The sequence below is a fragment of the Streptomyces sp. NPDC051909 genome (assembly GCF_040681095.1).
Lineage (GTDB): Bacteria > Actinomycetota > Actinomycetes > Streptomycetales > Streptomycetaceae > Streptomyces.
This window is the reverse complement of the sequence record NZ_JBFAYA010000008.1, coordinates 231561-244014: the sequence shown is the minus strand read 5'-3', so window position 1 is coordinate 244014 and position 12454 is coordinate 231561. Positions and strand designations below refer to the sequence as shown.

The following is a 12454-nucleotide window of genomic DNA, read 5'->3' as shown; positions in this document are numbered from 1 at the left end:
GGCGGCGGCCAGGGAGGTCTCCCGGACCCGTTCCGGGTGGTTCCGGGGCCGGTCAGGCCCGACGCGGCAGGGCGGCCGGGCCGTCGTCGGCGAGCAGGCCGGCCCGCAGTTCGTCCAGGATCCGGTTGAGCAGCCGGGAGATGTGCATCTGCGAGAGCCCCAGGCGTTCGCCGATCTGGGCCTGGGTGAGTTCCTGGCCGAAGCGCAGGGACAGGATGCGGCGGTCGCGTTCGCCCATTCGGGCGATGAGCGGCTTCAGCGCGGTGAGGTCCTCGATGAGGTCGTACGCCGGTTCCGGCGCGGCCAGCCGGCGGCTGACCAGCGGCGGGGTGTCGTCGTCCTCGGACAGCGAGACGTCCAGGGAGCGGGCCGTGTAGCCGCGGGCGGCGAGCTCGCCCTCGGCGACCCGCTCCACAGTGAGCCGGAGGTGCTCGGCGAGCTCGGCGCGGCTGGGCCGGTGGCCGTGCCGCTGCTCCAGGAGGTCGCCCGTCCTGGCCAGGTCGATGCGCAGTTCCTGGAGGCGGCGGGGGACGCGGACGGCCCAGCTGGTGTCCCGGAAGAAGCGCTTCATCTCGCCGACGACGGTGGGCAGCGCGAAGGCGGAGAACTCGATCCCGCGCGACGGGTCGAAACGGTCGATCGCCTTGATCAGGCCGATGGTCCCCACCTGCACGATGTCCTCACGCTGCTCGGGCCGGTTACGGAAGCGACGGGCGGCGAAACGCACCAGACTCAGATTCAGCTCCACGAGCGTGTTGCGGACGTACGCGTGGCCGGGTGTGCCGGGTTCCAGTTCGCGCAGCCGCACGAGGAGGGCGGCGGACAGGGTCTGGGCCTCGTCGGTGGAGACCCGGGCCGGCCGGTCGATCTCGGGCAGCCCGTCCAGGGCGGCGCGCCTGGTCTCGGAGGCGGTGGTGGACATGAGGCTCCTTCGACGGTGGCGGTGGGCCTGCGCCGCGAGCAGGGCGGGCGGCGGGGGTCCGTCGTTCGAGCGTCCTGACAGAAGGATTCCCTCTTCGGGCGGGTCTGACACGAATGAGGCGGTACAGACGGCCGCCCGGCCGGGCGCTGAGGCCCGGCCGGGCGGCCGTGGGTATGCGTGAGGGGGCGTGGCTCACTGCTGAGGGGGCTGCTCCCTGCGCTCGGGGCTCGTGTCCGTGCCACCGAGCTGTTCCTTGAGCTTCTCCTGGGCCGTGTCGACCTGGCTGCTGTACTTGCCCTGGGTCTTCTGGTCGACCATGTCGCCGGCCTTGTCGACGGCCTTGCCTGCCTGGTCCTCGTGCCCCTTGAGCATCTGCTTGAGCTTGTCCATCACGGACATCGCGGCCCTCCTCGGACGGCCCCCCTGGTCCGTCCCAGCATCCCGGACCCGCCGGTGACGCGCATCCTCAGGCGGAGGAGACGGTCCGACCGGGGGTCTACGACCCGCCGTAGGTCTCCGCCCGTGGTCTGACGCGGGGCTGGTGCGGGGCGCCGTAGCGTCCTGGGCATGATCGCATTCAGCCGGGCGGCCGCGGCCGCCCTCCTCGCCTGTGCCGTCGCGTTACCCGCGACCGCCCTGCCCGCCCAGGCCGCCGCGCCCGCCGCGCCGGCCGTCTCCCTCTCCGCCCCGGCCGACCGGGCCGCGGCGCTCCGGCTCCCGGCGCCGACCGGCAGGTTCGGCGTGGGCGCTTCCGTGCTTCATCTCGTCGACCGGTCGCGGACCGATCCGTACGTGCCCTCGGCGGGCGCGCGGGAGCTGATGGTGACCGTCCACTATCCGGCGGCCCGCACGGCACGGGGCGACGCGCCCGCTCCGTACGCGACCGAGGAGGAGGCCCGGCTCGTCCTGGTGGGAGTCGAGAAGACCGATCCCGCCGACATCCGCGCGCTGGCCGGCATCGACACGTACAGCAGGAAGGACGTCCGGCCGGCGCCCGGGAAGCATCCTCTCGTGGTCCTCTCGCCGGGCTTCGGGGCGCCCCGGTTCCTGCTCACCGGCCTCGCCACCGACCTCGCCTCGCGCGGATACGTCGTCGCGTCGGTCGACCACGCCTACGAGAACTCCGGCATGTCCGTGCCGGGCAGGCCGGCCCTGACCTGCGTGGCCTGTACGCAGCTGCACGACGGGAAGATCAAGGGCGCCGACGTCACGGCCGTACGGGCGGCGGACGTGCGCTTCCTCCTGGACCGGCTGACCGGACCGCGAGCCGTCGCCACCTGGCCGTACGCGCGGACCGTCGACCCGACCCGGATCGGCATGGCCGGGCACTCGATCGGCGGCGCGGCCGCCGCCACCGCGATGGTCGCGGACCGGCGGATCGACGCCGGGGTGAACATGGACGGCGCGTTCCACGACACCCTCCCGGCCGACGGGCTCGGTGGGCGGGCGTTCATGTTCCTGGGCACCGACGACGAGATGCACCGGCCGGGCGGTGTCGACAGCAGCTGGGACACCACCTGGAAGGCGCTCGACGGCTTCAGGCGCTGGCTGACGGTGTCCGGCGCCAACCACTTCACCTTCACCGACGCCCCGGTGCTGCTGCGCGGCCTCGGCGTGCCGGACGAGGGCGCCACCATCCCCGCCGACCGGGCGCTCACGGTGACCCGCGCCTATGTCGGCGCCTTCTTCGACCAGCAGCTGCGCGGCCGGCCGCAGCCGCTGCTCACCGGTCCGAGCCCGCTGCACCCGGAGGTGCGCTTCCAGCAGCCCTGAGCCACCAGGGCCACCGGGTCGCGGGGCGGCGCCGTCAGGCGCGTCCCGCGGCCTTCTGGCTGCGCCGGGACAGGGAGTCGACGACCACGGCGGCGAGCAGCACTGATCCGGTGATCATGAACTGGACGGCGTTGCTGACGCCCATGATGTTCATGCCGGACTGGATCGAGCCGATGACCAGCGCGCCGAGCAGTGCCGACCACACGGAGCCGCGTCCGCCGAACAGGCTGGTTCCGCCGATGACGGCGGCGGCGATGACGTTCATCAGGAGGTTGCCGCCGCCGGAGGTCTGGCTCGCCGACTGGATCTGCCCGGCGAGGAAGAGGCCGCCGACCGCGGCCATGGTGCCGGCGACGGTGAAGACGCTCATCCGCACGAAGGGCACGCTGATGCCGGCCCGTCGGGCGCCCTCGATGTTGCCGCCGACCGCGAAGATCTGCCGTCCGTAGCGGGTGCGGCGCAGCACGAGGTCGAGCACGACCAGCAGGATCAGGAAGATCAGCAGGGCGAGCGGCAGGCCCTGGTACTGGTTGAGGATGTACGCGGCGGCGAAGGCGATGGCCGCGATGACGACCGTACGCAGCACGATCTCGGCGATCGGCCGGAACGGCACGCGCGCGGCCTGCCGGCGCCGGGCGTCGAGCAGCGAGGAGAGCAGGAAGAGGCCCACGCCGACGGCGGCCGTGACGTAGGCGGTGGCCGGACTGTGGAAGATCGTCGAGTACATCTCGGCGACGACGGTGTCGCTGGGGATGTTGATGGTGCCGGTGGCACCGAGCACCTGGAGCATGAGTCCGTTCCAGGCGAGGTTGCCGGCCAGGGTGACGACGAAGGCGGGCACGCCGACCTTGGCGAAGAAGAAGCCCTGGATGAGACCGACGGCCGCGCCGCCGGCGACGGCGACGAGCAGCGCCAGCCATTGGTTCATGCCGTTGTTGACGTTGAGCACGGCGAAGATGGCCGCGCACAGGCCGCTGACGGAGCCGACGGACAGGTCGATCTCGCCGAGCAGCAGCACGAAGACGATGCCGACGGCGATCATGCCGGTGCCGACGATCTGCTGGCTGAGGTCGGAGAGGTTCTGCGCGGAGAGGAAGGTGCTGTCGAGGCTGCCGAAGACCGTCCAGATGATGATCAGGGCGACGACGACGGGCAGGGAGCCGAGTTCGCCGCTGCGCATCTTGCGCTTGAACTCGCCGACGTAACCGCGCAGTCCCTCCTCGCGGACGATGAGGCGGGTGTCGACGGCGGGCATGGCCTCGGGCGCCGGTGCCTGGGTGCCGGCGTCCTCGGGCCGCTCGGGCCCGGGCGTCCCGCCGGGGTCGCGGTCGCCGCTCATGGCAGGTCCTCCTCCCCACGTGCCTCCCGCTGCTCGCGGATGCGGGCCTGACGCCGGGTCACGGCGCTCTCGGTGGCCCCGGTGATCGCGGAGATGATCTCCTCGGTGGTGGTGGAGCGTCTGTCGAAGACGCCGTTGTTGCGGCCGAGCCGCAGCACCGCGATCCGGTCCGCGACGGCCATCACGTCGACCATGTTGTGGCTGATGAGGATGGTCCCCAGACCGTGACCGCGGAGCCGTTCGACGAGGTCGAGCACCTCGGCGGTCTGTTCGACGCCCAGCGCGGCGGTGGGCTCGTCGAGCAGGACGACCTTGGGGTCGCCGATGAGCGAGCGGGCGATCGCCACCGTCTGGCGCTGGCCGCCGGACAGCGACGCCACGGGGATGCGGACGCTGGGGATGCGGATGGACAGGGTGTGGAGCAGTTCGCGGGAGCGCTGCTCCATGCGGACCTCGTCGAGCACGCCGAAGCGGCGCAGTTCCCGCCCGAGGAACAGGTTGCCGACCACGTCGAGGTTGTCGCACAGCGCGAGGTCCTGGTAGACGGTGGCGATCCCGAGGTGCTGGGCGTCGTGGGGCCGGCTGATGGAGACCCGCCGTCCCTGCCATTCGATGACCCCGTCGTCGGGCGGGTTGACCCCGGCGATCGCCTTGATGGCGGTCGACTTGCCGGCGCCGTTGTCGCCGACGAGGGCGACGACTTCTCCGGCGTTCACCTCCAGGTCGAAGTCCGACAGGGCCTGGACCGCGCCGAACCGCTTGGAGATCCCCCGTAGTGACAGCACAGGTGCTTCGGGCACGGTTGACCGCCTCCGACCCATACCAGGGCCCGTACCGGGCCGGTTACTCCAGTCCGGCCTGCTTGCACGCGGCCTCGTACGTCGGCGTGCAGATCTCGTCGACCGTGTAGAGACCGTCCTTGACGACGGTGTCACCGATGTTGGTCTTGTCGACCACGATCGGGGTCAGCAGGTTGGCCGGGACCTTGTCGCCGCTGCCGTTGGTGACGGTGAGGGGGACGAGGTCCTTCGTGAGCGCCTTGCCCTCGGCGAAGTCGACGGCCATCGTGGCGGCGATGTCGGCCTCGGGCTTGTACGGCTTCATGATCGTGATCGTCTGATCGCCGATCAGGATCCGCTGGATCGCGTCGAGTTGGGCGTCCTGCCCGGTCAGCGGCACGCTCATGCCGGCCGCCTTGAGGGCGGTGGAGATGCCGGCGGCGAGGCCGTCGTTGGCGGAGTAGACGCCGACGATCTTGTCCTTGCCGAGCGCGCTGATGGCGCCGGACATCTGCTGGTTGGCGTTGTTCGGGTCCCAGTTGGGAGTGTCGTACTCCTTGCCGATCTGCACCTTGCCGTCGAGGACGGAGTGCGCGCCGGCCTTGAACTCGCCGGCGTTCGGGTCGGTGGGCGAGCCGTTGTGCATCACGATCACGCCGGACTTCGCCTTGTCGCCCAGCGCGTCGAGGAGCGCCTTGCCCTGCAGCTCGCCGACCTTGCGGTTGTCGTACGAGACATAGGAGTCGACCGGGCCCTGTGCGAGGCGGTCGTAGGCGACGACCTTCACGCCCGCGGCGTTGGCCTTCTCCACGGAGGACTGGATCGACTTGCTGTCCACGGCGTCCAGGATCAGCACCTGATCGCCCTTGGCGAGCGCGGTGTTGACCTGCTGCTGCTGCGTGGTCGCGCTCTCGGCGGCGTTGTAGTAGTCGACCTGGGCGCCTGGCGCCAGCTCCTGGATCTTCGCCTCGATGTAGGGGCGGTCGAACTTCTCGTACCGCGTGGTCTTGCTCTCCGGGAGCAACAGGCCGATCTTCACCTGGCCGCCCTGCGCCGCGCTCGTCTCCGAGCCCGTCGACTGGTCGGCGTCGGAGCTGCACGCGCCCAGACTCAGGGACAGCGCCACGGCTCCCGCGACGCTGATCGCCGCTCGCAATGTACGGGTCATGGCCGGCTCCTTCCGCGCGCCCTCCGTCCCTTCACCGCGGGACTGTGGGGCTGCGAAATCCGCCCGACCGCGGGAGCGTCGGCGCACTTATGGCCTACGTATCGACCCTAGCTCCAACCGGTGAAGGCGACCATTCGCGGCGCCGCCGCCCGTACGGGACACGGGCGGCGGGGCGGCGGCGGAACAGGCGGTGCGGGTCAGCCGGCGACGCGGGCCATCCAGGCCTCGACCTCGTCGGAGGAGCGGGGCAGTCCGGCGGACAGGTTCTCGTGGCCGTCCTCGGTGACGAGCAGGTCGTCCTCGATGCGGACGCCGATGCCGCGCCACTCCTCGGGGACGGTCAGGTCGTCCGGCTGGAAGTAGAGGCCGGGCTCGACGGTGAGCACCATGCCGGGCTCCAGGACACCGTCGACGTACTCCTCGTTGCGGGCGTGCGCGCAGTCGTGGACGTCGAGGCCGAGCATGTGGCCGGTGCCGGCCATGGTGAAGCGGCGCTGGAGGCCGAGTTCGTAGGCGCGCTCGGCGGGTCCCTCGATGAAGCCCCAGTCGACGAGCCGGGCGGCGAGGTGGCGCTGGGCGGCCTCGTGGAAGTCGCGGTAGGCGGCGCCGGGCTTCACGGCGGCCATGCCGGCCTCCTGGGCCTCGTACACCGCGTCGTAGACCGTGCGCTGCACGTCGGTGAAGGTGCCGCTGACGGGGAGGGTGCGGGTGACGTCGGCGGTGTAGAGCGAGGTGGTCTCCACGCCGGCGTCGAACAGCAGCAGCTCGCCGGGGCGGACCGGGCCGTCGTTGGTGGTCCAGTGCATGATCGTGGCGTGGTCGCCGGCCGCGCAGATGGAGCCGTAGCCGACGGAGTTGCCCTCCAGGCGGGCACGGCGGTAGAAGGTGCCCTCGATCCAGCGTTCGGAGGTCGCCACGGCGCGGGACAGCTCGGCGACGGCGTCGGTGAAGCCGCGGACGGTGGAGTCGACGGCCCGGCGCATCTCGCCGATCTCCCAGTCGTCCTTGATCAGGCGCAGCTCGCTGAGCACCTCCTCCAGCTCGTCGTCGCGGTCCTCGTCGGTGGTGACGGCGGCCTCCAGGGCCGGGTCGACGCCGCGGACGATCCGGGTGGGGACGGTGCCGGTGGAGGCGGCGAGGTCGGCGGCGGCGGTGCGGACGTCGCGGCAGGGCAGTCCGAGCACGGTCTCGGCCTCGGCGAGGGAGCGGCGGCGGCCCATCCAGAGCTCGGCGGTGTAGCCGCTCCAGAACTCGTCGTCGTCGCGGGCGTCGCGCGGCAGCTGGTAGCAGTAGGCGTCGTGGCCGCCGTCGGCGCGGGGTTCGAGCACGAGGGCGCCGTCGCGGGCCTGGTCGCCGGTCATGTGCACATAGCCGGAGTACGGGCGGAACGGGTAGGTGTCGTCGTTGGAGCGCGCCTTGAGGTTGCCCGAGGGGATCACGAGCCGCTCGCCGGGGAACCGGGCGGACAGCGCGGCCCGGCGGCGGGCCGCGTGCGGGGCCTGCGGATCGGGCGTCAGGTCGTGCCGCTCGGTGTCCGCCCAGCCGGTGCGCATGAGCGCGGACAGCTCCGCGGAGATGCCCGTGTAGAGACCGTTCTTGCGGGCCTTGGCCACGTCGTACCCCTTCGTCCGGGTGGAAGGGACCGCTCCGGTCGGTGTGCGGTCCGTCGCGGACGGTAGTGGGCGCGGAGGGCCGTGGGTGCACGGGAGTGCCAGTGGCACTGATCGGCCACGGGTGGGAGGGGGCGGCGCCGAGAATGGGGGCATGACGAACGCGAGACTGGGTGAGGCCCTGCGACTGCTCGGCCTCGGGACGGACGCCGGGCGGGTGTACGCGGCGCTGCTCGACGCGGCGCCGGCCCCGCTGGGCGACATCGGGCGGGTCGCCGGGCTCGCCGGGGCCGAGCTGGCCGCCGCGTACGGGGAACTGGTGGCGGCGGGGCTGGCCAGCGCCACGGGGGACGACGGGGAGGTGGTCGCGCCGGTGCCGCCGGCGGCGGGCCTGGAGGTCCTCGCCCGGCATCGGGCGGCGGCCCTGGAGGAGTCGCGGATCGCGGTGGGCGGCGCCTTCGAGTCGTTCCGGCGGCACCGGCTCGCGGCGTACAACGACGACCTGGTGGAGGTGGTGACCGGCGACGCGATCGGGCCGCGGATGCGGCACGCCTGGGCGAGCGCGCGGGAGCAGATCCGGCAGTTCGAGTCCCCGCCGTACGTGAAGCTGCCCGGCGCCACCGAGGACGCCCTCGCCACGCTCGCGCGCGGGGTGCGGCAGCGGGTCGTCTACTCGCGAGAGTCCCTGGAGCACCCCGGGCACCTGCGGGACGCCATCGAACCGACGGTCGCGGCGGGCGAGCAGGCGCGGGTGCTGCCCTCGGTGCCGGTGAAGCTGCTGATCATCGACGAGGCGTACGCACTGGTGTCGTTGTCGATCCGGGAGGCGGACGTCGTCAACTCGATGCTGGTGGTGCAGCCCTGCGGGCTGCTCTCGGCGCTCGTCGCGCTGTTCGAGCAGTGCTGGAACGCCGCACTCCCCCTCCACGGCGACACGGCCCGCCCGGCGGGGCTGCCGCCCGCCGACCGACGGCTGCTGCGGCTCCTGGCGGGCGGCGCGAGCGACGAGGTCGTCGCCCGCGAGCTGGGCATCAGCCGCCGGACGCTCTTCCGCCGCCTGCAGATCCTGATGGCCCGCCTGGGCGCCGCGAACCGTTTCCAGCTGGCGCTGCAGGCGCAGCGGGCGGGGTGGTTGTAGGGGCGGCCGGGAGGTGCCGGGACGTGCCCCGGCCGTTGCCGAGAACCTGCACATTGTGTACGTGACTTGAACCGTGCCTCCCCCGGCGTCTCCCGGTCCGGCACAAGGCGACGACCGTACTGTCGGAATTCACCCCGGTTCGTCCTGCCGCCTCCGTGCAGCGCTCGACTTTGTTACTCGTTCCTGCGGAGAAGGTGTCGGTGTTCCGTGAAAAAGGGTGCACGCGGGGGCTCTCCCGGTGCTGTTCCGGCGCCGACGGGGCGTCAACGGAATTGGCTCGCAAAGCCGTTCGCGTGCTTTGATCTGGCCCGCCGCGGCAGTGGATTCCCCCCATCAGATGAAAGGTGCGCTTTCATGCGTAACAACCTCGAGACCCGTGAGATCGCCGACACCGAGCTCGACGCCGTCTCCGGCGGCCTCGTCAGCATCCAGGGCGGTCTCGTCGGCGCCGTGGGCGGCGACGTCACCAACCTGCTCGGCGTCGTCGGCGACCTGCAGACCGTGCAGAACGTCGAGGGCCTCGTGCAGGGCGTCCCCGGCCTGGTCCAGGGTGTCACCGGCGTCTCGGTGAACACGGGCGTCGCCGGTCTCTGAGCGGACTGAACGGCGGGCCGGGCGCCTCGGGGTGCGACCGCCCCGAGGCGCCCGGCCCGCCGCACGCCCGTCGCCCCCTTTGCGGGACGGGCGAGGAAATACGGTCGAAGGCAGTCGAAGGAATAGTCCATGCAGTTTCGCCAAAAGGCTCTTTCCAAGCTGCAATCGCCCGAAGAACTCGATCTGCCGGTGCGTTTCGCGCGCCCGCAGGGGCGGCTGGTGCTCGCCGTCACGGTGCTCGTGACGGCGGCCGCCGCATTCTGGGCGTTCACCGGGACGGTGACGTCCAGACTGCCCGCCTCCGGCATTCTCACTCGCGCCGAGGGCCGCTATCTGCTGCAGAGTCCGGTCGCGGGCCAGGTGACCGAGGTCCTGGCCGCCGAGGGCCGGACCGTCGCCGCGGGCGACCCGCTGGTCGTGGTCCGCACGGCCGACGGCGACCGGCAGGTGCGGGCCGTGGCCGCCGGGCGGCTCGCCGTCCTCTACGCCCGCACCGGCGCCGTCGTGACGGCCGGCGCCGACGTGGCCGCCGTCGAGCGCGGCACGGACCCCGACGAGCCGCTGGTGGCGGTGCTGTACGTGCCGGCCGGCGACGCCGCCGGGATCCGGCCGGGCGCCGCGGTCGACGTCACCGTCCGCACCACCGGCCAGGGCGGTGACGGCGCGCTGCGCGGCCGGGTCACCGCGGTGGGCCGGGCGCCGCAGTCGCGCGCCCAGATCGGCGGCTTCCTCGGCGACGACGGACTGGCCGCCGCCTTCACCCGGCAGGGCAATCCGGTCGCGGTCCTGGTCCGGCTCCCCGGCCCCCCGGCCGGTCCCGAGACCGCCGACTCCGGCACTCCGGTCACGGCCGCCGTCCACCTCTCCGCGCAGCGCCCGATCGACTGGCTCCTCCCGTGAACCCGCGCAAGAAGTCCCCCCGTTCCGCCCGCGCCCGGCGCCGCCCGGCCCGGGCCGCCGCACTGCCCAAGGGCCGCCGGCCGCGCCCTGTCCGTACCCCCACCGTGCTCCAGATGGAGGCGGTGGAGTGCGGGGCGGCGGCGCTCGCCACCGTGCTCGGGCACCACGGCCGCTTCGTGCCGCTCGAAGAGCTGCGGATCGCCTGCGGGGTGTCCCGCGACGGCTCGCGCGCCAGCAACCTCCTCAAGGCGGCGCGGAGTTACGGACTGACCGCCAAGGGCATGCAGATGGATCTGGCGGCGCTCGCCGAGGTCCGGGGACCCGCGGTGCTGTTCTGGGAGTTCAACCACTATGTCGTGTACGAGGGCATGGGCCGGCACTTCGGCCGTCCGGGCGTGTACGTCAACGACCCGGCCAAGGGGCGCCGGTTCGTGCCCATGGAGGAGTTCGACGGCGCCTTCACCGGCATCGTCCTGGTCATGGAGCCGGGTGCCGGGTTCCGGCGCGGCGGGCAGCGTCCGGGCGTGCTCGGCGGGGTGTCGGGCCGGCTGCGCGGCACCTCGGGCACGATGACGGCGGCGATCCTGGCGAGCGTGCTGCTCGTGGCCGTCGGCGCGTGGGTGCCGGCGCTGAGCCGCACGTACATCGACACCTTCCTCATCGGCGGGCAGTCCTCGCTGCTCGGCGTGCTGTTCGCGGCCATGGCCTGCGCGCTGGTGCTCACCGCCGTGCTCACCGCGCTCCAGCAGGGCAATCTGCTGCGCGGGCGGATCGTCTCCTCGACCCTGGGCGGGGCCCGGTTCCTGCGGCACCTGCTGCGCCTGCCCGTCGCCTTCTACGCCCAGCGCAGCCCGGCCGACCTGGTGCAGCGGCTGCGCTCCAACGACCAGGTCGCCGAGACGCTGGCCCGCGACCTGTCGGCGGCGGGCGTGGACGCGGTCGTCGTGCTGCTCTACGCGGCGCTGCTGTGGAGCTACGACCCCCAGCTGACCCTGGTCGGCGTCGGGGTGGCGCTGCTCAACGTGGCGGCGCTGCGAGTCACGGTGCGCGTACGCGCCACCGGGGCGCACAAGTTGCGTGCCGAGAGCGCGCGTCTGACCAACACCTCGTACGGCGGACTGCAGACGATCGAGACGATCAAGGCGACCGGCGGCGAGGACGGCTTCTTCCGGCGCTGGTCGGGGCAGCACGCGGTCACCCTCGACGTGCAGCAGCGGCTCGGCGTGCCCGGCGCGTGGCTGGCGATCGTCGCCCCCACCCTGGCCGCGCTGAACAGCGCCCTGATCCTGCTGGTCGGCGGTCTGCGGGCGGTGGAGGGACATCTGACGGTGGGTCTGCTGGTCGCCTTCCAGTCCCTCGTGACGGGCTTCACCGCGCCGGTGGCGCGGCTCGGCGGGGTCGCGGGCCGGATCCAGGACCTCACCGCGGACGTGGCGCGGCTCAAGGACGTGGAGAACTTCCCCGTCGACCCCGTGCACACCCGGCGCGAGCCGGCGGCCGGGGCACGGCGGCTCACCGGCCATGTCGAGCTCGACGGCGTCACCTTCGGCTACAACCCGCTGGACACCCCCCTGCTCGCGGACTTCTCGCTCGCGGTCGGTCCGGGCCGGCAGGTGGCGCTCGTCGGCGGCTCGGGCAGCGGCAAGTCCACCGTGTCGCGGCTGATCGCCGGGCTCTACGCGCCGTGGGAGGGCACGGTACGGATCGACGGGATGCGGCTCGCGGACGTGCCGCGCGGTGCGCTCGCCGCCTCGGTCGCCTTCGTCGACCAGGACGTCTTCCTCTTCGAGGGCACGGTCCGCGACAACGTGGCGCTGTGGGACCCGTCGGTGCCGGACGAGGCCGTGCGCGCCGCGCTCGCCGACGCCGCCGTCCTCGACGTGGTGTCCCGGCGGCCCGGCGGCATCCACAGCCGGGTCGAGCAGGACGGCCGGAACTTCTCCGGCGGGCAGCGCCAGCGGCTCGAACTGGCCCGGGCGCTGGTCCGCGACCCCGGCGTCCTGGTCCTCGACGAGGTGACCAGCGCGCTCGACGCGGTCACCGAGCGCGAGGTCATCGACAACCTGCGGCGGCGCGGCTGCGCGTGCGTGGTGATCGCCCACCGGCTGAGCACCGTGCGCGACAGCGACGAGATCCTCGTCCTCGACCGGGGCACGGTCGTGGAGCGCGGACGGCACGCCGAACTGGTGGCGGCGGGCGGCCCGTACGCCGAACTGGTCAAGGAGCACTGA

General features: G+C 72.7%; 11 protein-coding genes. 5 read left to right on the top strand and 6 right to left on the bottom strand.

All coding sequences use genetic code 11. From position 1 onward, the window contains the following. Positions 1-52 precede the first annotated feature (52 nt). Together AB0M18_RS15740 and AB0M18_RS15735 are read right to left on the bottom strand one after the other, a co-directional pair. Positions 53-922, bottom strand: coding sequence for a SigB/SigF/SigG family RNA polymerase sigma factor (locus tag AB0M18_RS15740; RefSeq protein WP_365758072.1), 870 nt, complete (start codon positions 920-922; stop codon positions 53-55). Positions 923-1114: 192 nt separating this feature from the next. Beyond that, entirely contained in the window at positions 1115-1321 is a 207-nt protein-coding gene (locus AB0M18_RS15735; protein WP_365758070.1) for an antitoxin, read from the bottom strand. A 168-nt stretch (positions 1322-1489) separates the two neighbouring features. Between AB0M18_RS15735 and AB0M18_RS15730 the strand changes: the two genes are divergently transcribed. Continuing rightward, positions 1490-2695 carry an alpha/beta hydrolase gene (locus AB0M18_RS15730; RefSeq protein WP_365758068.1) on the top strand — a complete coding sequence of 402 codons (1206 nt, stop codon included), beginning with the start codon at positions 1490-1492 and terminating at the stop codon, positions 2693-2695. Positions 2696-2729: 34 nt separating this feature from the next. Here the strand turns inward: AB0M18_RS15730 and AB0M18_RS15725 are convergent, their stop codons facing one another. From AB0M18_RS15725 to AB0M18_RS15710, 4 genes are all read right to left on the bottom strand, one after another. After that, entirely contained in the window at positions 2730-4034 is a 1305-nt protein-coding gene (locus AB0M18_RS15725) for a sugar ABC transporter permease (RefSeq protein WP_365758066.1), read from the bottom strand. Next, positions 4031-4834 carry an ATP-binding cassette domain-containing protein gene (locus tag AB0M18_RS15720; protein ID WP_365758064.1) on the bottom strand — a complete coding sequence of 268 codons (804 nt, stop codon included), beginning with the start codon at positions 4832-4834 and terminating at the stop codon, positions 4031-4033. Before AB0M18_RS15720 ends, AB0M18_RS15725 begins: the two co-directional genes overlap by 4 nt. Before the next feature lie 43 nt (positions 4835-4877). Continuing rightward, positions 4878-5981 (bottom strand): substrate-binding domain-containing protein, encoded by a 1104-nt coding sequence (locus tag AB0M18_RS15715; RefSeq protein WP_365758062.1) that lies wholly within the window; start codon positions 5979-5981, stop codon positions 4878-4880. A gap of 197 nt (positions 5982-6178) precedes the next feature. After that, positions 6179-7594 (bottom strand): aminopeptidase P family protein, encoded by a 1416-nt coding sequence (locus tag AB0M18_RS15710; RefSeq protein ID WP_365758060.1) that lies wholly within the window; start codon positions 7592-7594, stop codon positions 6179-6181. 151 nt (positions 7595-7745) lie between these two features. Here AB0M18_RS15710 and AB0M18_RS15705 point away from each other — a divergent pair, with 151 nt between their 5' ends. The 4 genes from AB0M18_RS15705 (at position 7746) to AB0M18_RS15690 (ending at position 12454) form a co-directional block, all read left to right on the top strand. Next, on the top strand, positions 7746-8729 hold the full coding sequence (locus AB0M18_RS15705; RefSeq protein WP_365758058.1) for a helix-turn-helix transcriptional regulator: 984 nt from the start codon (positions 7746-7748) through the stop codon (positions 8727-8729). A gap of 354 nt (positions 8730-9083) precedes the next feature. After that, entirely contained in the window at positions 9084-9323 is a 240-nt protein-coding gene (locus AB0M18_RS15700) for a hypothetical protein (protein WP_365758056.1), read from the top strand. 129 nt (positions 9324-9452) lie between these two features. Further along, on the top strand, positions 9453-10223 hold the full coding sequence (locus AB0M18_RS15695) for an HlyD family efflux transporter periplasmic adaptor subunit (protein WP_365758054.1): 771 nt from the start codon (positions 9453-9455) through the stop codon (positions 10221-10223). Next, positions 10220-12454, top strand: a complete 2235-nt coding sequence (locus tag AB0M18_RS15690; RefSeq protein WP_365758051.1) for an NHLP family bacteriocin export ABC transporter peptidase/permease/ATPase subunit — start codon at positions 10220-10222, stop codon at positions 12452-12454. Before AB0M18_RS15695 ends, AB0M18_RS15690 begins: the two co-directional genes overlap by 4 nt.

Coding starts and splice junctions, on each gene's coding strand:
- AB0M18_RS15740 (WP_365758072.1), bottom strand. CDS start 922: ATGTCCACCACCGCCTCCGAGACCAGGCGCGCCGCCCTGGACGGGCTG.
- AB0M18_RS15735 (WP_365758070.1), bottom strand. CDS start 1,321: ATGTCCGTGATGGACAAGCTCAAGCAGATGCTCAAGGGGCACGAGGAC.
- AB0M18_RS15730 (WP_365758068.1), top strand. CDS start 1,490: ATGATCGCATTCAGCCGGGCGGCCGCGGCCGCCCTCCTCGCCTGTGCC.
- AB0M18_RS15725 (WP_365758066.1), bottom strand. CDS start 4,034: ATGAGCGGCGACCGCGACCCCGGCGGGACGCCCGGGCCCGAGCGGCCC.
- AB0M18_RS15715 (WP_365758062.1), bottom strand. CDS start 5,981: ATGACCCGTACATTGCGAGCGGCGATCAGCGTCGCGGGAGCCGTGGCG.
- AB0M18_RS15705 (WP_365758058.1), top strand. CDS start 7,746: ATGACGAACGCGAGACTGGGTGAGGCCCTGCGACTGCTCGGCCTCGGG.
- AB0M18_RS15700 (WP_365758056.1), top strand. CDS start 9,084: ATGCGTAACAACCTCGAGACCCGTGAGATCGCCGACACCGAGCTCGAC.
- AB0M18_RS15695 (WP_365758054.1), top strand. CDS start 9,453: ATGCAGTTTCGCCAAAAGGCTCTTTCCAAGCTGCAATCGCCCGAAGAA.